Origin of the sequence: Odoribacter laneus YIT 12061 (assembly GCF_000243215.1) — a bacterium.
Taxonomy (GTDB): Bacteria; Bacteroidota; Bacteroidia; order Bacteroidales; family Marinifilaceae; genus Culturomica; species Culturomica lanea.
The window spans coordinates 1,257,030-1,278,586 of the sequence record NZ_JH594596.1; the positions used below are offsets into that span (position 1 = coordinate 1,257,030).

Here is a 21,557-nt window from a genome sequence, read left to right on the forward strand (position 1 = left end):
CTATGCACTTTGTAAACGCATTTGAAATTTTATTCTGGATTTGTATTTTTTTAGTCTTTTATACCTTTATCGGTTATGGTCTATTTCTTTACTTTTTGGTAAAAATAAAAGAAATCTTCCGTAAACCTCTCCCCCGGACCGAACCGAAAGACTGGCCTGAAGTGACGTTATTTATTGCCGCCTACAACGAAGAAGCTATTGTAGAGGCAAAAATGGACAATTGCCTCCAGCTGAATTATCCACCACATCAATTAAAGATCCTTTGGATCACAGACGGAAGTAACGACAAAACAAATGAAAAATTAGCTCAGTATCCGCAAGTAACGGTCTATCATATCCCTCAACGAAAGGGCAAAACAGCTGCCCTCAACCGGGGCATTCAATTTGTAAAAACGCCGTTCGTCATTTACACGGATGCCAATACAATGCTCAACAAAGAAGCCGTACGGGAAATGGTGAAAGAATTTTCGGACTCCCGCGTTGGTTGTGTGGCAGGAGAAAAGAGAATAGCCGTAGACGAAAAAGACCAGGCCGCTGCAGGGGGAGAAGGATTCTACTGGACGTACGAATCTAAGTTGAAAGAATGGGATTCCCGCCTTTACAGCGCTGTCGGAGCCGCAGGTGAACTTTTCGCTATACGGACTTCCTTGTTCGAAAAGATGCCAGAAGATACTTTACTGGACGACTTTATACTCTCGATGCGGATTGCTCAAAAAGGATATAAAATCGCCTATTGTAAATCGGCCTATGCCCTGGAAAAAGGATCTGCCGATATTCAAAATGAAGAAAAAAGGAAAATACGTATTGCTGCCGGAGGACTCCAATCGATAAAAAGGCTGGGAAATCTATTAATTCCCAATCCTTTCCATCTGGGGACATTGCGCTTTCAATATATATCTCACCGGGTATTGCGCTGGTCCGTTACTCCTGTAGCCCTTTTCCTCCTGCCTTTTCTGAACATCGCATTGGTAGTAGTATACCCCAAACCGATCTATATTATTCTTTTGATATTACAAATGCTATTTTATCTAGCAGCTTTCAGCGGCGCTCTGCTACAACAAAAAAAGATTAAAATCAAAGTGTTATTTATACCTTATTATTTTCTTTTTATGAATATAAATGTCTTGAAAGCTTTCTTTTCACAACACAAATACAAAGGAAAAGGAACTTGGGAAAAAGCCCAAAGAATACAAGGCTGATTTTTTCACAACTATACGCATCCGGGACCTGCACATTTCAGGTCTTTACCCTATTCTCCCGATTATTCCTTCGGGTAGCGGTCTGTCCTGCCTCATGCCAGCAAAGTACATTAGTTGTTACACCATTCTCTAAAGTGTTTATTTACAACCTTTTTACCTTCTTCATATTATCTTTCATTTTTTATCCTTATCTTTGTTCGAAAACAGCTAAATGATATGCACTCATACGAGCATTATTCCCGCCAGGAATTATTGGAAAAGATTGAAGAATTAGAAACGACTATAAAGCAACTTTCATCCGGTTCTCCTTTACAAAAAGAAGAGGATTTTTCCCTAACCCTGCATGTTGCTCAAGAAAAAAATATACATCTTTATAAAAAAGAAAACAGCTACAAGCTTTTGGATGCTCTTCCTGATATGTTATCCGTACTGGATCGGGAGGGAAATTATATAGACTTGGTTTCCGCCGAAAAAACAGTACATGTAGGAGAATCGTCCGCCCACATGATTGGCAAAAATATACGGGAAATCCTCCCTCCGGATGCTTACTCAATTATTAAAGCGAATTTAGAACAGGCAATAGCTACCCAAGCCCCTTCTGTTTCCCACCACACATTGAATATAAATAACGAAAACCATTTTTTTGAAAATCGGATGCTTCCTCTGGAAGACCGTAACGTACTTTGTATCTGCCGGGACATTACCGAAGCTATTAAAACGCAGGATGAGCTACAGATGCTAAAGTCAGTTATCAACAATTCTGTCGAAGAGATTTACGCTTCTACGACCGAAGGGGAACTTATTTTCGCCAACAGCCAGTTTCGTAAACACTATTCTTTAAAGGAAGAATTCTATTCTTACAAAATATATGAAATATACCCTGGAAGCAATAAGGCCCAATGGGAAAGATTTGTCTCCCAGCTCAAACGTCTTCAGCGTCCCTTTACTTATCATTCGACCCACCTAAACAAAGAGAATAAAATTGTTTCTTTAGAAATTACGAGTTATATCATTAAAAATCTGGCAGGTAAAGAAATCGTATGGACTTTTGCTCACGATACCTCGGAAACCAAACAACAACAAAAGAGGATAAGAGAATTGAATTATATCATGGACACGATTCTCAATAATATCCCCGTTTATCTGTTTGTAAAAGACACCGGAAATGAATTCCGTTATCTATACTGGAACAAAGCTTTTGAAGAACATTCTCATATTCCGGCAAGTAAAGTACTCGGGAAAACGGACGAAGAAATTTTTCCCTGTAAAGAAGATGCCCTTAAATTTAAAAAAGACGATTTACGCTTATTAAAAGAAGGCCAAAAAATTGAATTTCAGGAAGAATATTTATCAGCTTCCGGGGAAAAGAGAATTGTAAATACGATCAAAACTTTAGTACCTTCCGAGGACAAACCTCCTTTAATTATCGGTATCTCCTGGGATATCACAGATCTGAAAAATACGGAAAAGGAACTCATTGAAGCCCGTATCAAAGCAGAAGAATCGGATAAGTTAAAATCCGCATTCTTAGCCAATATGAGTCACGAAATCCGCACCCCTTTAAATGCAATTGTTGGTTTTTCCAAATTAATTGCGGAATCAGACGACCCGGCTGATAAACAACAGTATTATGATATTATTGATAAAAATACAGATTTATTGTTGCAACTGATTAATGATATTCTCGATTTATCCAAAATTGAAGCCGGGACACTGGAATTCGTACAAAAACCCGTCAATTTAAGGGAATTATGCCTCAATCTTTACGACATACATCATCCCCGCACCTCCCCCGATGTACAACTCATATACGAAGACAATTTCTCCGATATCCTGACGATTAGTGATAACAACCGTTTATCACAGGTATTATCCAATTTACTGACAAATGCCCAGAAATTCACCCGTAAAGGGGAAATACGGTTCGGTTTCGAGGTAAAAGAAAAAAATATCGAATTTTATGTAAAAGATACCGGGATAGGGATTTCCCAGGAAAATATAAAAAACATTTTCAACCGGTTTATAAAACTCAATACTTTTGTACAGGGAAGCGGTCTGGGATTAGCTATATGTAATACGATTATAGAAAATCTGGGGGGACGGATCTGGGTGGAATCAACGGAAGGAAAAGGATCCGTGTTCCGTTTTCTTATTCCTTACCATAGTATTCCGGGAAAAGAAGAAAAAACAAAGGAAAATACAGATTTCCGGCAAAAAGAGACCGCAGGGAATCAGAAAACCATACTGATAGCTGAGGATGTCGACAGTAATTACCTGTTACTGCAGGCATTATTACAGAAGAAATTCCGGTTGATCCGGGCCATAAACGGCTTAGAAGTTATCGATATGTTCCAACGTCAATCTCCTGATCTGATTCTCATGGATATTAAAATGCCCGAAATGGATGGGTTGGAAGCGACCCGCAGAATCCGGCAACAATCGACAATCGTTCCCATCATTGCGTTGACAGCCTTTGCTTTTGAATCCGATAAAAACGAGGCGATAAAAGCCGGCTGTGACGACTTTTTAACAAAGCCCTTGTCTTCTGAAAATTTGAAACAAGTACTGGAAAAATATATCTGATGTCTTTTATGAAGAAGTTTTGTTTAAATATAGGTGTTCCCGCTTTCTATCCGGCTTTGCGCCCCTTTTCTATTTTGATTGTATGCTTGGGGGCTATTTTATTTTCGGCACAGGCACAACAGTCAAAGATAGCAACGCCGGAAATAGTACAATTAAAAGTAGTCGATACTCATTCCAATCCCTTGTTTGGGGTATATGTGGTTAATAAAAATAAAAGTTATCTGCTGACAACGACTGATATTGACGGAGAATGTACCCTTCATACTCACTTAATAAATTCCTCTGACTCTATACAGTTTCAAGGGATGGGATATAAAACTGAAAGTTATACCCTGAAAGAGCTAAAAAACATCCGCCAGGTAGTTTTAGAATCTCTCCACTATGAATTGGAAGAAACAGTTATACAAGGCATATCGACAGAAGAACTTTTAGACAAAGTAAGTTCAAAACTCAAAAAACTTCCCCAGAATACACCTTCTTACTGCAATTTTTACGGAAAAGCCCAATACGAAAAAATAACAGAATACAGGGATTCCGTTGTCGAATACAGAAGAGAATACGGTTACTATTTCACTTCCGGGGATATACAGCCTAAAAACCATTGGGACAACAAATTCAAATCTTATTTTGTACCTGCATACAGTGCCAGAAGTTATAATCTCACCAATGACGGTACGGATACATTGGCTCTGATGTACATTACTACAGAAGGAATTCGCTTTGATGCCGGTAGCCGTAAAATTTTTACTTTACTCCGGACGGTCCAATTGTATGGTCCTCTCTTTTCCGGAACCGAATGCTACGATTTTACCCCTATCGATTCCGATAGCCTGGATTATGTATATACCTTCAAAACAAAGGCAACAGCCTATCCGGAACAAACCAAAATTTCCTGCAAAGGTACATTGGTCATTGATTTTCACCGCCACGTTCTCAAACGGATTACTTTCGAATATATCGATTACCAATTGTACAGACAAGTATTACTTACCAATCAGCGAAAGGCAAGCTCCCCTTTTTCAACCCAAGCGGAAATCGTATTGGACTACGATGAGGAAGGACATACATATATCAAATCCTGTAAACAAGAAAGCCGTTGGAAATACGATTTAGGAGATAATTTTGTAGTTATTGAACAACCTTCCCGTATGCATCCTGAAAAAGGAAATCTTCTCGAAAAAGAAGCCTTTTATTGCTACAATTACCAAGATATCAAAAAATCATTCCGTACTCCAGGAATCAGTACTAAGATCCACGTAGCCCAACGGAATCCAACCGGGCGTTACGATTCACTTCTTTTTGAAAAATTACCTCTTTTATTAGACCCTACCAAAGCCTTAAAAGACCTGAGCCGTTATGAGGATATTTATAAACAATACCGGGAGAATAGTAATAAAACGTATTACCCGGATAATTTTTTAAACGGATTTAACGGTTTTGTAGGTGCCGGAAGAGACGACAGAGCCTTCAGAAGCAATACACAGGCTGTACGTTTACAGGTTTTTGAACTCTTTTCCATACCGGTATTTCCTTAAAGGTAGCCTGGAAAAAGAAAGGATCAACGGTCTTTTAAACCTGTATGTCATTTTTTACGCTTTATAATATTTTAATCTTTATCCCTTAAGCGTAGTATCTCATTTAATTTTTTATAAATTTGTAAACATATAAAAATACAAATGTAAAAATGTAAAAATATCCTAACACTTCACGTGGTAACTATATTATTATCAAATTGTTGTAAGTGAGAAATTTATAAATTTTCTTCATCTTATTACGTTTAAACATTTTTATATTGGAAGGAATTCATCCCTTTATGGCAAAAATATGTAAAAATTGCGGAACAGAATTCTCAGGTAATTACTGCAATAACTGTGGACAAAAAGCAAAAGTAGGAAGGTTAACTTTCCGGTCCGTAATAGACAACTGGGCCTACGGCCTAACGAATTGCGATACAGGTATTCTTTATACCTGTAAAGAATTATTCACCCGTCCGGGACATATGGTGGCTGATTACATTCGGGGAAAGAGGGTTATTTATTTTCAACCTTTCCCCATGCTGTTTATTACAGCCGGACTTTACGGTTTAATTTCACAAATCTTTCTACCGGAAAAAGAGATCGAAGTGGCACCGATTGCAACCGAACTTACATTCTGGGGAAGATTTTTCCAATTACTAGCCCATTGGGCAAGCACCAGTATGTCTTTTGTGGCTATTGCAACCCTCCCTATTTTTGCCTGGGCAGCCCGCTATACCTTTTACACGCCTTATTTTCATCCTTTCAGACCGAGCTATAAGAAAAGTATCTCGGATTGGTTTTATTGTCATCTGGTCTCTCTGAAAATAAAGAAAAACTATACGCCTGTGCTATCGGATTATTGGTTCGTCTCCACCTATATCGACCGAATGAAATGTTTGGCTAAACTACAAAAGTATCCCTTTAATTTTACAGAATATATCTTCATTTTTGCCTATATAGCCTGTCAACGATTGATTATCGCCTTATTTATCGGCATTCCTCTAACTTTATATATGAGTGCAGATCAACCTCAAGTGAAAACAAATTTGCTTCAGATCGACAAAGAGGGCGGAGCAGGAATAAGTCTGTATTTACTCTATTTTGCTGTTATGGTGTGGGATATAAAACAACTTTTCAGACTGCGCTTCTTAAAAGCCTTCTGGAAAACTTTCCTTTTGTTACTTTATGGGGCCTTAATCATGCTTTTATTAACCCTGCTGCTTTCAGGAATTATAATAGGAATTATTTATATTTTAGGTACATTCGGTTTCATCCCCATGGAGCTTGTAAAAGATATTCTAAATTAGGTATTCCGTTTTAAAGCCGGAATTTCAAATGTATCTCCGTCGGTACAAATAAACGTATTGGGGAAAATAGCCCGAGCTTCCGCCAACAGACAAGTAGGATCCGGATAACGAGCAGAGAAATGCCCCAGCAACAGTTTTTTTACCCCCGCCAGGCAAGCTATACAAGCGGCCTGTTCGGCAGTACTATGAAAATTCTCTTTGGCCACCGCCTCTAATTCTTTTCCATAGGTAGCTTCATGATACAACAGATCTACTCCCCTCACCACATCAGCAAAACGTTCCCGGAAAAGAGTATCCGTCATATAAGCATATGACCGGGCCGGTGGAGGAGATACCGTAAGCCGGGAATTGGATACTATTTCTCCCTCCGGTGAAATAAAATCCGCTCCTTTTTTCAGGTATTGCATAAAAGCAATCGGTACTTTCCAAGCTTCCGCTTCTTTTTTTAAAACGGTCCTTTCCCGCTCTTTTTCCTGAAATAAAAAACCACATACCGGAGCATCTTTACGGTGCAACAAAGGAAAAGCCGTAACTGTCACTGACCGGTCTTCATAAATCCGCTCTTCCTTACGACTCAAATAATGAAAGAACAGAGGATAAGTGAACCGAGTTTTCATGATTTGGAGCTGGCCTTCTATAATCTTCTGCAAACGTTCGTCTGCATAGATATGCATCTCTCCTCTACGGTTTTGCATCGAAAGACTGGATAGCAAACCCATCAATCCAAAATAATGGTCCCCATGTAAATGAGAAATAAAAATATGGTTGATTTTATTATAAGGAATGTGAAAACGCCTTAATTGGTGCTGAGTTGCTTCAGCACAATCTATAAGAAAGTACCGCTCAAGTATATTCAATACTTGAGCGGCAGAATTTCTTTTGGAAGTGGGAACGGCAGAGCCGCTCCCCAATATAGTCAATTCAAATTTCACTGAATTTCCCGATAATATTTTCCAATTATTCTTCGGTTTTTACTTCTGGAGTTTCTTCCGGAGCCTCAGCAACTTCTTTTGCTTTCGGAGTCGCTTTTTCAGCTTTAGCCGTCATCTGATCCCTCAACGCTGCCAATTCAGAAATATCCCCTAAAGTTGTCTTTTCCAGTTTTTCTTTCACCTGTTTAACAGCTTTTTTGGTTGACTTTTCCTCGGCTGTCTTTTTGGCTTTTTCTTCCGATTTCTGAGCATCTTCGAAAATACGGGAATGAGACAATATAATCCGCTTAGCAGCTTTATTAAACTCAATTACCTTGAAATCCAGTTTTTCATCTACTTTTGCCTGAGTTCCGTCTTCCTTCACCAAATGACGAGGAGTTGCAAACCCTTCAACGCCATAAGGTAATGCAATGACAGCTCCCTTATCAAAGATTTCAGTGATCGTACCTTCGTGTACAGAATCTACGGTAAAGATCGTTTCGAAAACATCCCATGGATTCTCTTCCAATTGTTTGTGTCCCAAGCTCAAACGACGGTTCTCCTTATCGATTTCCAAAACCACTACGTCGATTTCAGCACCGATTTGAGTAAATTCTGCCGGATGTTTTACTTTCTTTGTCCAAGACAAATCAGAGATATGAATTAATCCGTCAACCCCTTCTTCTATCTCAACAAATACTCCAAAGTTGGTAAAATTACGTACAATAGCTTTGTGTTTGCTGCCTACACCATATTTTTCTTCAATATTCTGCCAAGGATCAGCTTTCAACTGTTTAATACCCAATGACATCTTTCTTTCTTCCCGGTCCAAAGTGAGAATGACAGCTTCTACTTCATCTCCTACTTTCATGAAATCCTGAGCAGAACGTAAATGCTGCGACCAAGACATTTCAGATACATGGATCAAACCTTCTACCCCCGGAGCGATTTCTACGAAAGCACCGTAATCAGCCATCACCACAACTTTACCTTTTACTTTATCCCCTACCTTCAACTCGGCATCCAAAGCATCCCACGGATGAGGCGTCAATTGTTTCAAACCTAAAGCGATCCGCTTTTTCTCATCGTCGAAATCCAAAATAACAACATTCAGTTTCTGATCCAACTGTACAATTTCATTCGGATGATTTACACGGCCCCAAGAAAGGTCAGTAATATGAATCAATCCATCTACACCGCCCAAATCAATGAATACACCGTAAGAGGTAATATTTTTGACTGTACCTTCCAGTACCTGTCCTTTTTCCAATTTAGATATAATGTCTTTCTTCTGTTGTTCCAATTCAGCTTCAATAAGAGCTTTGTGGGATACAACCACGTTTTTGAATTCCTGATTGATCTTTACGACCTTGAATTCCATAGTCTTCCCGACATAAATATCATAATCCCGGATCGGTTTTACGTCAATTTGAGAACCCGGTAAGAAAGCTTCTATACCGAATACGTCGACGATCATACCACCTTTCGTGCGGCATTTTACAAATCCTTTGATAATTTCATCTTTTTCCAATGCTTCGTTTACACGATCCCAACTCCGCATAGCACGAGCTTTTTTGTGTGAAAGGGTTAACTGTCCCTTTTTGTCTTCCTGTGTTTCCACATATACTTCAACCGTATCCCCTACTTTCAAATCCGGATTGTAACGGAATTCGTTCAAGGAAATGATACCGTCTGACTTGTAGCCAATGTTTACGACTACCTCTCTCTTGTTCATAGAGATAACTTTGCCGTCAACTACTTCACGCTCAGCGATCTGCGATAAGGTTCCAGCATACTTTTCTTCCAGTTCTTTTTTCTGGGATACAGGAGTTACATCATCATTCTCGTAAGCTTCCCAATCAAAATTATCATCTGCTTCTGCACTGGTTACAGGAGCAACTTTCTGAGTTTCTTTTTCAGCAGATTCAACCTGCATTTCTTTTTGTTCTTCTGACATAAAAATGAATTGTTTCTTACTTAATAAGTTAGACATTATATTAAAATACGGCTGCAAAAGTAGAAATAATTATCCGGACTACCATGTTTTTTCTAATAAAATTTAACAAAATGAATCCCCCAAACGAAGAGACATCTGTAAGCGATATAAAAGGAAGTTTTTAACCAGCTTTTTTATTTGTCCATTCAATTGTCCATCTCTCTGTTACAAAAAAGAGGTGGTTTTAAAATACCTTTATCTAATCAATTAGGGGAGCAAAAGATTTTGTGATGATTGCATGAGAGTACTCGGGGAAAAAAGGTTCTGTAAGAATGTCAAACCTCCTCTCTAACAAAAATACAAATTGACTTTTAATGTTTATACTATTTTATTATGAAGACCGTATTTATAACTGGTGGAGCTACCGGAATAGGAGCTGCGTCTGTAGAAAAATTTGCTACGGAAGGATGGCAGGTTTTATTTTTGGACACCGAGGAAGAGGCTGCTTTAAATTTATGCCGTAAGTTTAACGAAAATAGAGTAATTTTCCGGAAAGGGGATACACGGAATCGGGTAGAAATCCGGGAAGCTGTGAGTACAGCAATACTGATGTTCGGAGGAGTGGATGCTGTAATAGCCAATGCCGGAATATACCAGAAAAGTTCTCTATTTGATATACGGGATGAAGTGTTGGATGAAATGATAGACGTTAATATAAAAGGAACGATTCACACTTTACAGGTAACGATACCTTTTTTGAAAGAACGTTCCGGTAGTATTGTAATCAATGCGTCAAGTCAGAATTTTATAGGAAAACCCAATAGTTTTGTTTACGGCCTTACAAAAGGAGCTTTGGAAGAAATAACCAAAAGTTTGGCGGTAGAATTGGGCCCCTGCGGTGTAAGGGTAAACTCTGTCTGTCCGGGGACTATTCGTACACAATTGGCAAACAAGGCAATTTCCAACTGGGCAGAAATGACTGGTAAAACAGAGACTGAATGTTGGCAGGAAGAAGCTGCCTTGTTTCCTCTGGGAAGGATTGGTAAACCGAAAGAAGTGGCGGAATTGATTTATTTTTTAGCCAGTGATGCCGCTTCTTTTTGCACAGGAGGATTATTTCCGGTAGATGGCGGAATAAAGGCAAAATGAGAAATAAAAACGTTAAATGTATACCTTCAGCGTTCCAAGTGCTCCTCAATGAACCAAGAAGCTCCTTATCGTTTTCAGAGAAAATCGGAAAAACCTAGATTTCATTTGTTTCTTTACTTTTTCTTAAGTATTCCTCCGCCTTGTTTCGGGAAAGAGCTGGAGACTCCGTTCGCTATTTTGTATCGTCAGTCTCCCCTAAAACGCAGATGCTTCCTCCTTTTAGTCACACTTCGTGTGCCTAACGTCGGCGGACAACCCTGCGTTTTTTAACGGTACGTCTTCCTGACAAAATTACGCTCTCTCCCGTCATATCTCTTTCCCGAAACAAGGCTCCGGCTTCAAACACAGGAACTTTGAGAAAACATTTAAAGAAGCGACGAGGAGAGGGTTTAGCGGGCATCGGAGGTCATTTGTGTTTTTCAGTCATTGCGGGAAGGAGCGTCTTTCTGTGCGAAAGCGGAGTGTAAAAAACACCATTTGTCCGCCGACGTTAGGCAGGCAAAGCCTGTCTAAAAGGAGGAAGTTTTGGTGTTTTAACGGAGCTTGAGCTTACAGAAAAGCGAGTGAAGCACGACTGAAAAACACAAATGACCGGAGAAGGGGTACATATTAAATCTACCCTTTAACTTGTAATTTCCTTTACCCAATCATCCAAAGTGGTTTCTTTGGATAAGTTCAGTTTTTTCCGAATCCGATAGCGGGCTTTATTCACGCTCTCCCTGGAGATTCCCAAAGCAAAAGCAATCTCTTCGGAAGAAGAACCCCTATAAATCAACATACAAATTAATTCTTCATTTTTCGAAACAGCAGGAAAACGCTTTCTGAGCATTCTCATAAAATCAGGATATATTCCATTGAACGACTGACGGAATTTTATTTCCTCCTGCTCTGTCAATAAACGCGGATTTAAACTCCCTAACACCGACAGAATACCCGGTTTGACCCCTTCCTCTGTCGTAATCCTGTTTAAAGCCGACTCAATTTCTGCTCTCAATTCCTCATTTTTACGATTTAACTCCCATTGTGACTTCAAGAGATTATGCAATTCTTCCTCCTGAGCCTTAATCCGCATTCTATCTATCGTTCGTTTTAATTGCAAAGCCCGCTGCCGCATCCATAGCCAGATCAACAGGGCAACAGCCAAACAGATAAAGAACAATCCAAAAGCAATATAATATTGTATAGTCCGTTTATGTAAAGCCAACTCAGCAACCAAGATCCGATTCTGTTTTTCTTTTTTTTCTGTTTCAAATTTCACATTCGCTGCCACCATAAACCGGACTTTTTCCCGTTTGAAAAGAGTGTCCCGCACATTACGGTATAAAGGAAAACAATTTGCCAATTCCCGGTCAAATCCATTCCGGGCATAGTAATCTGTCAGAAAAGCATACACATAATCCTGCATTTCTACATCTTCCTGCTGTTCATACCAGGCCGCTGCTTCCCGTACCAAAGATAAGCCTTCTTTCCTATGCCCAGCCATCAATAATCCCCGCCCTAATTCAAATTGAGTGCTATATTGGTGTCTGAGAGGCAAAGCTTTAAACTGGTTGTCACCCATTACAGTTTGCAATATTTCTATTCCCCTCGCCAGGGAATCTGGAACATTCAAACGATATAATGCCCCATTCATTCGGGCAAATAAGCGGGCCCTCTCATTTCCCACTATTTTATAACAACTATCCGCTAATCTCAAACATTCCATCGCTTCCGAAAGTCGTTCCGATTCATTCAACCAGTTGGAACGCGCCCGGTATAAATCGGCCAAAACACTCGCCATCTCCCGTTTCTCTTTACAAACTTGAATAGCCTGACCGCTCCATTCCAAAGCTTTTTCAACCTCTCCCAACACTCCATAAAAATAAGCCAACTCGCTAGAAGCACGCGCTATGCTTTCTGTATTACCGGAATATTTTCCTGCCTCTAAAATTTTATAACACATTTCTATCCCTTCATCATATCTTCCCTCGGCACGATATATAGAGGCCAAACGTCCCATACACTGCATTCCCATACCCTCGGTATCCCCGTATTTTTCCATTGTTTCGATGGCTTTCTGAAAAGTTGCAATACTCCGTTCTTTCTCTTTATCACAAAACATATAAATTCCACCGGCAATGCGATAAAAAAAGAGAAGCCGCTCCGGGACCTCCTTGGCCGGATAAAGCTGGGCTTCCCTCAACAACTTCAAAGCCACACTGTCCCGATCCGCCTCAAAAGCCAACTGTGCCGCCGCAATCAACAACTCCCGCCGGTATTCGTTTCCTTGTTTTTCACTTCTACTCCTTTCTAAAAAATATTCCTCTCCCTTCTCCCTTTGCCCGGATAAAGTATATAAGGCCATCATCTGTCGTATTGCCGGAAAAACAAAGCTACCCTCCCCCGCTCTTACCAATGTATCCAAAACCCTTAATGCCTCTGTATACTTCTGTTCTTTACGCCATTGTAATCCCTGTTCCCAACGAAGACTATCCGTTCCCGATTCCGCAAATCCAACCTGTCTCTCCTGCTTATCACAGGCTATTAACAGTAAGGATACTGCTACCATAAGACCATAAAATTTTCTCATACTCTTCGTTTAAAACAAAACCCTCCTCGCGCGCTCGTAGAATACACTCTTTTGAGTATCCTGAAAGACAAACCTATTCTTCCAATAAATCCGGACGCAACAAACGCGTCCGTTCATAGGCTTGCTGCTCCTGCCATTCCCGTATCTTCGCATGATTTCCGGACAATAACACCTCCGGAACCCCCCAACCGTTGAATTCTGCCGGACGCGTATAGACAGGAGGCGCCAGTAAATTATCCTGAAAAGAATCACTTAAAGCCGAACTCTCATCACTCATAGCTCCCGGTATCAAACGCACAATAGCATCCGTCATAATACAAGCCGGAAGTTCTCCTCCGGTCAATACATAATCGCCTATCGAGATTTCGCGAGTAATCAGATTATCCCGTATACGCTGATCGATTCCTTTGTAATGCCCGCACAGTATCATGATGTTCTCTTTTAAAGACAATTCATTAGCCATCTGTTGATTGAATACAGGGGCATCCGGAGAAGTATAGATGATTTCATCGTAATTCCGCTGGGCCATCAATTCCCGGATACAATCGAAAACCGGCTGAATCATCAGTACCATCCCCGCTTCTCCTCCAAAAGGATAATCATCGACTTTTCTATATTTATCTTTCGACCAGTTCCGGATATTATGGATGTAAATCTCCACAATCTTTTTCTCTCGCGCCCGCTTAATAATCGAATGGTTTAACGGACTCTCCAATAACTCCGGAACCACACTTAAAATATCTATACGCATACTTTAATCAATCTTTACGGTATCTTTTACTGTCTACAGCTCCTCCACAAACATTTTCTTCTATGCCGTTCCATTAACCGACACAATCTTCTCTTCTTCAAGGGAAGAAAAATTATTCAAACGCCTGTTTTTCAGCTTTCCTGCAAAAAGAACAGGAATTTTCTATTTTAAATAATCTTCAAAATAATCCGTAACTTTCTGCATCAAATGAATCCGGTCTCTCCCAAATACATTATGCTTTGCACAAGGATAAGGGAAATAATCTACCTGTACCTGATTTTTTATACATTCCCGGATAAAACTCAGGCTATGCTGCCATAAAACCGTATCGTCGATAGCTCCCTGACAGATCAACAATTTTCCTTTTAAATCTTTCGCTTTGGAAAGTAAACTGACTTTAGCATATCCTTCCGGATTTTGTTGGGGGGTACTCATATAACGCTCTCCATACATCACCTCATACCATTTCCAGTCTATTACCGGTCCACCAGCCACCGCCACTTTAAATACCTCCGGATAATTGGTGATCAAGGAGATCGTCATGAACCCGCCATAACTCCATCCATGTACACCTATCCGGTCAGCATCTACCCAAGGCTGAGATTTCAGAAATTCAATGCCTTTCATCTGATCTGCCATTTCTGCCTGCCCACATTGTTTATAGATCGCTTTTTCATAGGCCGCTCCGCGATTTGATGTACCCCGGTTATCCATAACAAATACGACATATCCCTGCTGAGCCATGTACATCTCCCAACGTCTCAACTCCCCTTGCCAGGTATTTTTCACCATCTGCGAATGAGGCCCTCCATACACATAAAGGATCACAGGGTATTTTTTCGCAGGATCGAAATTCATCGGTTTGATCAACCGGTAATAATTATCAAACTGACCGTCGGCACTCTTGACTGTTCCTAAACTGATTTCTCCGAAATTATAAGTACGGGTCGGGTTTTCTGCTTTCAGGATTTCCTTTACCGGTTTCCCGTTTGTCTGCCGCAATTCGATCCTACGGGGAACATTCAGACTGCTATAATTATCTACAAAATAACGTCCGTCTTCACTCACCATTATAGTATGCCAACCTTCTGCTTCCGTCAACCGGCTCTTTTTTCCGGTTTTCAAATCCACCCGGAATAAATGATTCTCAATAGGGCTTACTTCTGCTGAAGTGTAATAGATATATTTTCCATCCTGTGCAATATAAGCCACATCAGCATCAGTGTCCGTCAAACGCCTCAGTTGTTTACCTTCCGTATCGCACAAATAAAGATTCCGGTAATTATCCCGGTTGTCCGTACGATAGATAAAACGGGAAGGATCACTTTTCAAAAATACCAATGGATCACTAGGCTCTACATAACGTTCATTTTTTTCCTCTACTAACGTCTTTATAAAGACCCCTGTCTTAGCACAATATTTATTCAGATGAACCTGATTTTGATCCCGGTTTACAACTTGGATATAGAGTACCTCAGATGCAGGTCCCCAGGTAATATTCGTCAGATATTGTTCCCGTCCGAAATCTGTCACCTCCATAAAAACGGTCTGTTGGGAAGCCAAATCGTATACCCCCAGACTGACTTGTTCCGAAGGCATACCTGCCATAGGATATTTTATTTCCTGTAAACTGCCGGTACGGGTAGTTATATCAAGTAAAGGGAAAGAACTCACAGCACTTTCGTCTTTCCGGTAAAAAGCCAGTTTTTTTCCATCCGGCGACCAGAAGATTCCCGTAGAAATACCCATTTCCCTTCGGCTGACCGTCTGACCATTGACAATATTCGGATCTTCGTCAGCTGTGACAGCAAATTCATTTCCCCTCTCGTCACAATAATACAAATTATTTCCCCGGGTAAAAGCAAAAGCATCTTTCCCATTAAAAGTGAGATCCATCGCTTTTTCAGGTAAAGAAATAGTCCGTTTCAACTGTTTACTTCCTACCTCTATCTCATAATATTTTCCTTTCCGGATCAAAGACAATGTTTGTCCGTCTTTCCAGGAATACTTCGGCCAACCTTTTAAATCGGCCTGAATCAAAGGATTTAATTCCTCTATCGTCATTATTACTTTTTTCTCACCTGTTTCTACCGCTTCCGCCCATAATTCTGTTCCCTCCGTCCAGGTCAAAATATTCCGGTCTCCCTGCCATTGCATATTCCGGGACTCAGGCCTGAGCTCATACCCCAATACAGCCTCTTCCATCGTTAAAATTTTGTCCCCTTTTTGAATCTCTTCTCCCTTTTTCATAGCCATTGCATGCTGAGTCTCAGACGTTAATACAGCCCCTAAACTCAAACAAGTAAATAATAAGTAATTCATAGATAATAAAATAGTTATTTATAAATATATCACTTTAATCCAGGTTCTCAGAAATAAGATTTATCTCGCACAATGAGCGGAATACGGGCTCACAATCTCCCAGACCCGACCGATAAACCCGCGGTTCTGCAATCTACTTTTTCCCCTCCGAAATGTTATCCTTCAAATTGAAACAGATCCCGATCGTCCAACACAGCGAACTTCTGCCGGAAAAGATTCAATTCTGCTTTATCCAGCTCTGTGAGAATCGTTTGCTCTTCAAAAGCCTTTGCTGTTCCGATCGTTTCTCCCCGGGCATTTATTACAACAGAATCTCCGGCATAATGCAAACCACCCTCGTCCGTTCCCACACAATTTACGCCAGCTACATAAGCTTGATTTTCAATGGCCCTGGCAACCAGTAAATTTTGCCATACTTTTCTCCGCGATTCAGGCCAATTAGCTATATATACAGCTAAATCGTAATGATCGGTGTTCCGGCTCCACACCGGAAAACGTAAATCATAACAAATAAATGTAGCTATTTTCCATTTCCGAAAGACAATACTCAAGTGTCTGTTTCCCGGAGTAAAATGTTCATTTTCGCCTCCCATCCGGAAACAATGCCTTTTGTCATAATACTGATATTTTCCATCGGGAAAAGCAGCTATCAGACGATTATAGAAACGTCCGTTTTCCTCATAAATAGTACTTCCCATCACAAGTGCGTCCTGAAAGACTGCCCATGCCGACATCCGTCGACATACTTCCGTATAATAAGAAGCTACCCTTATCTTTTCTGCATCCGCCTGTTCCTTCTCCTTTTTTACCATCATACAACCACAAGTAAACATCTCCGGCAAAAGCATAACATCGCAGCCGACACGTTCCGTCAGTTTCAAATCAAAACGCCTTAAATTCTCCTCTACATCCCCCCATACCAAAGCTGATTGTAATAACGCGACTTTCATTGGATATTGGTTTTTGAAAAAGATTTTTCCGTTCTGTCAGTCTTCTCCCCAAGAAAATTGTTCCGGATGTTTCGGGTGAGCATCCTTATAAGTTTGCATGATATAATTCAAGTCTGCCTCCACATCCTCTGTCGGATAAAAAAGAGGACCTATTTCGCAAAATTTCTCTTTATAATCAATACGCCCTAAATATACCGGTACGCCGGCCGCTTTAGCAATCACCAAAAAACCTTTTTTCCATTTTTTCCTTTTTTTCCGGCTTCCTTCCGGAGTGATACAAAGATACATGGAATCCCGCTTATTAAATTCCGCTATCATCTGCTGAACCAAATGACTGTCTTTTTTCCCCCGATCTACCGGAATGACACGCAGAGCCCTTAACAACAATCCCAAGGGAAAAAAGAAAAATTCTTTTTTCATCAAGATATAGGCTGGAATTCCCTGACTTAAAAAAGCCAGCTCCCCCCACACAAAATCCCAATTAGAAGTATGGGGTACGGAAATAATTACCGCCTTCTTCACCTGAGGTAGTTCTCCCTTATACCGCCATCCAGCTAACCACATAATAAAACGTGCCAAATATTTCATCTGTTTCCTATTTTCTTTTTAGTGGTTTTACGAAATCCTCCCCTTTTTCCAGACAGTAGCGGAGGACTTCCTCTTGTATCTGTTTTTCGGTTCAAATTTACGAAAAAGTATGGGAATTCTTGCATTCTCCTCTTTTAATGTCATTTGCCCTTCCTCTACTCTGTTCATTTAGTATATTCCTGAAATATTTTTTTGAACTCTTTTACCTGAAGCGGCAAAGCCATTCTCACTTTAATTTCCTGATAACCGTGACGGTTAAAACCTACAAATACGCCCAAACGACTGTACTCCTGTAATCCGATCGAATAACCACACTCCATGTAATTTCCGATTTCTGGCGTCCACAAATAACGCCCATGAATTCCCTCGTCAAACGTCATATTTTGCATAAAAGGCAACCGCTTTAAAAGCAAAAATGCCGAATTATAATTTATAGCTCCCCTCAACCATTTATCCTTGGTATGCCAGGCATAGTATTCTCCCAAGAAAAAATCCTCCGAAAAACGATCTGTACTATACACCCAACCGATGGTCGTAAAATGCATATAATCGGGGAAATAAATCTCTTTACGGGATAAAAATTGCCCTGCATTCACACTATAAGAGAAAGAATCGAATAACCCTAATTTTATGTTTTGCTTTATCCCTATATCCAATCGTTCAAAACGACTTGTATAGGTAGCATCTGTCGGTAAACCTCTGACATAACCGATAGAGAAAGTCGGCCAGGCTGACCGCTCGTATTGTTTCTGATGATTTTTTACAGTAAAGAAATAACAGGGAGTATACGTCAAACGAATGCCTGCAATTAAAGAAGTATTTTCAGGCATATCGACTCCTCCTTCCAATACAGGATCGTTGGGCTCAATATTTTTCCTGGAAATATGATTTCTCAGTAGATCCCGTCTCTCATACTGCCCCTCTACGGCAAAAGTAAGACCATTCGCAATATCAATCGAATGCTTCAAGTGAATAAAACGCCTTTCATAAAAACGAATAAAATTCTTCCTCAATTTTTGAAAGAAAAAAGAAGAAATGGAATTTTCAAACAAAGCCCCTTCTCCGGCATGTCCGTAATCTTCCGACATCTCACCAAAATCTAACTCCCATTGTCCCCTACTCATAGGAGCATAAAGCCAATTTGCATTCATTTTCCACAATAGCGTCTTACGAGCCGTTCCATAATAAAGGGAAGGACCAAAACTGATTTTCTTACCTTTATTCATATAGATATGCAATTGCACATTTTGTCCTATCCAAAGCCCGTCGACAACATTATATTGAGGAAAAATTTCCCATAATCCCCCCACTTCCAATCCCACTCTTTTTCTATTGTCTAAAGCAAAAGTATCTCCAAGCATTATTTTAGAAAAAATCATATCTGCCTTATTCGGAACGGTATCCGGCGGCCCGAATACTTTTTCCATAAATTTTCGCAAACTGTCCCTGCCCTCGTAACTTTTTATTTCTTCCTCCAATAAAGGTACAGTTCTTATCTTCTGCCAATACAGCGAATCTCTCTTTGTGACCATAGTATCCACTGTTACAGAATCTTTCAAACGCCGCAAAGGTATCTGGTAAGGCGAAACAGAATCAGACGAAGACCATTCCTGTAATCGTTGGGATAAACGGGCTAATTCATAAGCCTGCCGATTGGTTAAATCTTCTTTTTCGGATAATTCCTGTATTTTATGACGTATTTTTTGCTCCTTTTTACTTACGGCTCTCTTTCTTATACTCGTATCTTCTGTTGCCAAAGTTAATTGAATGGTGTCTATTTGTAATTCTTTATATTTTACGGAAGAAAAATATTTCGCTTCTCCCTCCAAACCCATCATATCCATACCGATTGCAATATTATAAGATGTCGGAAGAAAAATAGCAGCCGCTATCTCATTAAATCCCACTTGCATTTGAGCAGAAAAACCTTTCACATTATAACTAAAATCAAACCCAACCACACACCACTCCTCGTCTGCAATATAAATCCAGCCATTCCATAACCGATTATTATTAATCTTCGATTGTACTTCGATCTTATTGATCATTCGTTCTCCTTCCCGATAAGAATCTTCCAGACGAAATTTGTAAGAAGAAAATGCTCCCGGTGACAAAGGCGATAAGATACCCAAAATATCAGGGTCATAGATAGAAGAAGTGACAACATTCAATGCCTTTTCAGGCCCTATCTCTTCCGGAATAGTCGTATTAAAAGCCAAAATATTACGCTTATATCTATTGGGCGACTGGAATTTAATATCCATAACAGACTCCATTAACAAGGTCTTTCCCTTGATTGTATCGAACACCTCCCGCCCGGTTTTGCCCCATTTCAATATCCGGGGAAGATTGTCTATCCGGAAATTCCCCCTGCTATAAACTTCAGAAAAATATTCCTTCACTTTCCGTCGGTGATAAGGAGCTCTGGCTATGGCATTCCGCATAATGTAGTAGGCCGGATCTTCCCCTTTCCCGATTACCCTTACTTCTTTCAACATATACCTTATCGGCTTCAAACGAACGGATAAAGAAGCTTCCTTTTCGGTAATCTCCCATTCAATCAATTGTTTCTCATAGCCCAGGGCACTTATTTCTAAACTGTAATCTCCCGCCGCCAGATGAATCCGGAAATTTCCATTCTCATCCGCTACAGTTCCTTGCATAGTCTCTCTGATATATATCGTCGCTCCCTCTATTGCTCTTCCTTCTTCATCCGTTATTTGCCCGATCAATACTTGAGCTTTCCCCTGCATAATCAATGCTATAAAAAGCCCTATACTCAACCAAAATGATTTCATTCTATAAGATATTTAACGCTACTAAATAGGACACCATTCTTCTTTTCCTCTGCCTCCCTCTCCTTTATCTAAAATTGAAAACAAAATTAATTTTTTTAAACTGCCTTTTTCTTAATTTTTTTATAAATTAACGAACTTATCTTTATATTTCTAAAAAGAATTCGGACTAACTTTCCGGCTCCCGGGCATTCGTTTTCAGTTTTTATAAATATATTTGTTTCTCTGTAATTTTCCCCTGTAAGAGAATAAAGCCCTGAAACACGATGAAAACAATAAGGATAATGCTCGCGATTCTGTTATCGGTCAGCTGCAGCATACAACATCCCGTAAACAACAAGATAGTGGGAAGAGTCTACGGTGAAGATTTTGAGCGGACATTTCCTTATAAATCAATTCCAGTCCTTTTGGCCGGGGCCTATATTCAAATCATTCCCTCAAACAAAACGGGCTATCTCACAGATTCTCTAGGGTATTTTAAAATAGAAAATCTAACAAAAAAGAAATATCACCTGAGAGTCTCTTTTGTCGGTTGGGAAAGCCGTGATACTACGATAGTGCTACGAGTCCATTCAACCGATTCGTTAAATATTTTACTTCCTTTTTCCTATAATAAGGAAGCCTATTCTCTCCAACAGGCTCAAAAAGAGATCCGATCCGGACATCCCCTCTTGTTTGGCATAACGGAAACAATTCAATTAGATCAATTTACAACAGCTGTTTTTTGGAAAAAATACAAGGTCAATTTTGTTGTTTATGAAAAAGAGCTGATTCAAAAAGGTGTTCAAAACTTAGAGGCTCCCCTCGATATACTGCTTCGGTTTAATGAGGAAATTTTTAACTATTTAGACCAAACGTTTGGGGAAGAATGGCAGAAAGAAGCCCCTGCAGGTATCCTCGGTTTAGAAGATTGGGAAAAAGGACCGACAGCCGTGAAAATCAAAGAAAAATAAAGGAGAAAATCCTCCAAAATTAAGAAT

At 39.9% G+C, this 21,557-nt stretch carries 14 protein-coding genes; 6 read left to right on the forward strand and 8 right to left on the reverse strand.

Annotation, left to right across the window (positions count from 1 at the left end):
• The first annotated feature begins 2 nt into the window (after positions 1-2).
• From HMPREF9449_RS05310 to HMPREF9449_RS15845, 4 genes are all read left to right on the forward strand, one after another.
• Positions 3-1,199 (forward strand): glycosyltransferase family 2 protein, encoded by a 1,197-nt coding sequence (locus HMPREF9449_RS05310; protein WP_009136214.1) that lies wholly within the window; start codon positions 3-5, stop codon positions 1,197-1,199.
• 216 nt (positions 1,200-1,415) lie between these two features.
• Positions 1,416-3,782, forward strand: a complete 2,367-nt coding sequence (locus HMPREF9449_RS05315; RefSeq protein ID WP_009136215.1) for a hybrid sensor histidine kinase/response regulator — start codon at positions 1,416-1,418, stop codon at positions 3,780-3,782.
• Positions 3,783-3,790: 8 nt separating this feature from the next.
• On the forward strand, positions 3,791-5,317 hold the full coding sequence (locus HMPREF9449_RS05320) for a hypothetical protein (protein WP_147640024.1): 1,527 nt from the start codon (positions 3,791-3,793) through the stop codon (positions 5,315-5,317).
• Positions 5,318-5,595: 278 nt separating this feature from the next.
• On the forward strand, positions 5,596-6,606 hold the full coding sequence (locus HMPREF9449_RS15845; protein WP_050810396.1) for a DUF3667 domain-containing protein: 1,011 nt from the start codon (positions 5,596-5,598) through the stop codon (positions 6,604-6,606).
• Here the strand turns inward: HMPREF9449_RS15845 and HMPREF9449_RS05330 are convergent.
• A complete protein-coding gene (locus tag HMPREF9449_RS05330; protein ID WP_009136218.1) occupies positions 6,603-7,538 on the reverse strand; it encodes a ribonuclease Z in 936 nt (311 codons plus the stop codon). The two genes, HMPREF9449_RS15845 and HMPREF9449_RS05330, sit on opposite strands and share 4 nt — an antisense overlap.
• A 25-nt stretch (positions 7,539-7,563) precedes the next feature.
• A complete protein-coding gene (gene rpsA, locus HMPREF9449_RS05335; RefSeq protein ID WP_083833174.1) occupies positions 7,564-9,453 on the reverse strand; it encodes a 30S ribosomal protein S1 in 1,890 nt (629 codons plus the stop codon).
• Positions 9,454-9,846: 393 nt separating this feature from the next.
• On the opposite strand from rpsA, the gene HMPREF9449_RS05340 reads away from it, so the two are divergent.
• Complete coding sequence (locus HMPREF9449_RS05340) at positions 9,847-10,602, forward strand: SDR family NAD(P)-dependent oxidoreductase (RefSeq protein WP_009136220.1); 756 nt, start codon at positions 9,847-9,849, stop codon at positions 10,600-10,602.
• A gap of 622 nt (positions 10,603-11,224) precedes the next feature.
• On the opposite strand, the gene HMPREF9449_RS05345 is transcribed toward HMPREF9449_RS05340, so the two are convergent.
• The 6 genes from HMPREF9449_RS05345 to HMPREF9449_RS05370 all read right to left on the reverse strand — a co-directional run bounded on the left by HMPREF9449_RS05345 (position 11,225) and on the right by HMPREF9449_RS05370 (position 20,580).
• Positions 11,225-13,171: a tetratricopeptide repeat protein gene (locus tag HMPREF9449_RS05345; RefSeq protein WP_009136221.1), complete on the reverse strand. Its 1,947-nt coding sequence runs from the start codon at positions 13,169-13,171 to the stop codon at positions 11,225-11,227.
• A 73-nt stretch (positions 13,172-13,244) separates the two neighbouring features.
• Positions 13,245-13,922, reverse strand: a complete 678-nt coding sequence (gene trmD, locus HMPREF9449_RS05350; RefSeq protein WP_009136222.1) for a tRNA (guanosine(37)-N1)-methyltransferase TrmD — start codon at positions 13,920-13,922, stop codon at positions 13,245-13,247.
• Positions 13,923-14,084: 162 nt separating this feature from the next.
• Complete coding sequence (locus tag HMPREF9449_RS05355; RefSeq protein ID WP_009136223.1) at positions 14,085-16,244, reverse strand: S9 family peptidase; 2,160 nt, start codon at positions 16,242-16,244, stop codon at positions 14,085-14,087.
• A 155-nt stretch (positions 16,245-16,399) separates the two neighbouring features.
• Positions 16,400-17,194 carry an amidohydrolase gene (locus HMPREF9449_RS05360; protein ID WP_009136224.1) on the reverse strand — a complete coding sequence of 265 codons (795 nt, stop codon included), beginning with the start codon at positions 17,192-17,194 and terminating at the stop codon, positions 16,400-16,402.
• Positions 17,195-17,230: 36 nt separating this feature from the next.
• Positions 17,231-17,782: a 1-acyl-sn-glycerol-3-phosphate acyltransferase gene (locus tag HMPREF9449_RS05365; RefSeq protein WP_009136225.1), complete on the reverse strand. Its 552-nt coding sequence runs from the start codon at positions 17,780-17,782 to the stop codon at positions 17,231-17,233.
• Between the two features lie 164 nt (positions 17,783-17,946).
• Positions 17,947-20,580: a DUF5686 and carboxypeptidase regulatory-like domain-containing protein gene (locus HMPREF9449_RS05370; protein ID WP_009136226.1), complete on the reverse strand. Its 2,634-nt coding sequence runs from the start codon at positions 20,578-20,580 to the stop codon at positions 17,947-17,949.
• A 263-nt stretch (positions 20,581-20,843) separates the two neighbouring features.
• On the opposite strand from HMPREF9449_RS05370, the gene HMPREF9449_RS05375 reads away from it, so the two are divergent.
• Positions 20,844-21,530, forward strand: a complete 687-nt coding sequence (locus tag HMPREF9449_RS05375) for a carboxypeptidase-like regulatory domain-containing protein (protein WP_009136227.1) — start codon at positions 20,844-20,846, stop codon at positions 21,528-21,530.
• The last annotated feature ends 27 nt before the right edge of the window (positions 21,531-21,557 follow it).

Bases quoted from the DNA above. Each gene is read 5' to 3' on its own strand.
- HMPREF9449_RS05310 (WP_009136214.1), top strand. From the start codon at position 3: ATGCACTTTGTAAACGCATTTGAAATTTTATTCTGGATTTGTATTTTT.
- HMPREF9449_RS05315 (WP_009136215.1), top strand. From the start codon at position 1,416: ATGCACTCATACGAGCATTATTCCCGCCAGGAATTATTGGAAAAGATT.
- HMPREF9449_RS05320 (WP_147640024.1), top strand. From the start codon at position 3,791: ATGAAGAAGTTTTGTTTAAATATAGGTGTTCCCGCTTTCTATCCGGCT.
- HMPREF9449_RS15845 (WP_050810396.1), top strand. From the start codon at position 5,596: ATGGCAAAAATATGTAAAAATTGCGGAACAGAATTCTCAGGTAATTAC.
- rpsA (WP_083833174.1), bottom strand. From the start codon at position 9,453: ATGCAGGTTGAATCTGCTGAAAAAGAAACTCAGAAAGTTGCTCCTGTA.
- HMPREF9449_RS05340 (WP_009136220.1), top strand. From the start codon at position 9,847: ATGAAGACCGTATTTATAACTGGTGGAGCTACCGGAATAGGAGCTGCG.
- HMPREF9449_RS05345 (WP_009136221.1), bottom strand. From the start codon at position 13,171: ATGAGAAAATTTTATGGTCTTATGGTAGCAGTATCCTTACTGTTAATA.
- trmD (WP_009136222.1), bottom strand. From the start codon at position 13,922: ATGCGTATAGATATTTTAAGTGTGGTTCCGGAGTTATTGGAGAGTCCG.
- HMPREF9449_RS05355 (WP_009136223.1), bottom strand. From the start codon at position 16,244: ATGAATTACTTATTATTTACTTGTTTGAGTTTAGGGGCTGTATTAACG.
- HMPREF9449_RS05360 (WP_009136224.1), bottom strand. From the start codon at position 17,194: ATGAAAGTCGCGTTATTACAATCAGCTTTGGTATGGGGGGATGTAGAG.
- HMPREF9449_RS05365 (WP_009136225.1), bottom strand. From the start codon at position 17,782: ATGAAATATTTGGCACGTTTTATTATGTGGTTAGCTGGATGGCGGTAT.
- HMPREF9449_RS05370 (WP_009136226.1), bottom strand. From the start codon at position 20,580: ATGAAATCATTTTGGTTGAGTATAGGGCTTTTTATAGCATTGATTATG.
- HMPREF9449_RS05375 (WP_009136227.1), top strand. From the start codon at position 20,844: ATGAAAACAATAAGGATAATGCTCGCGATTCTGTTATCGGTCAGCTGC.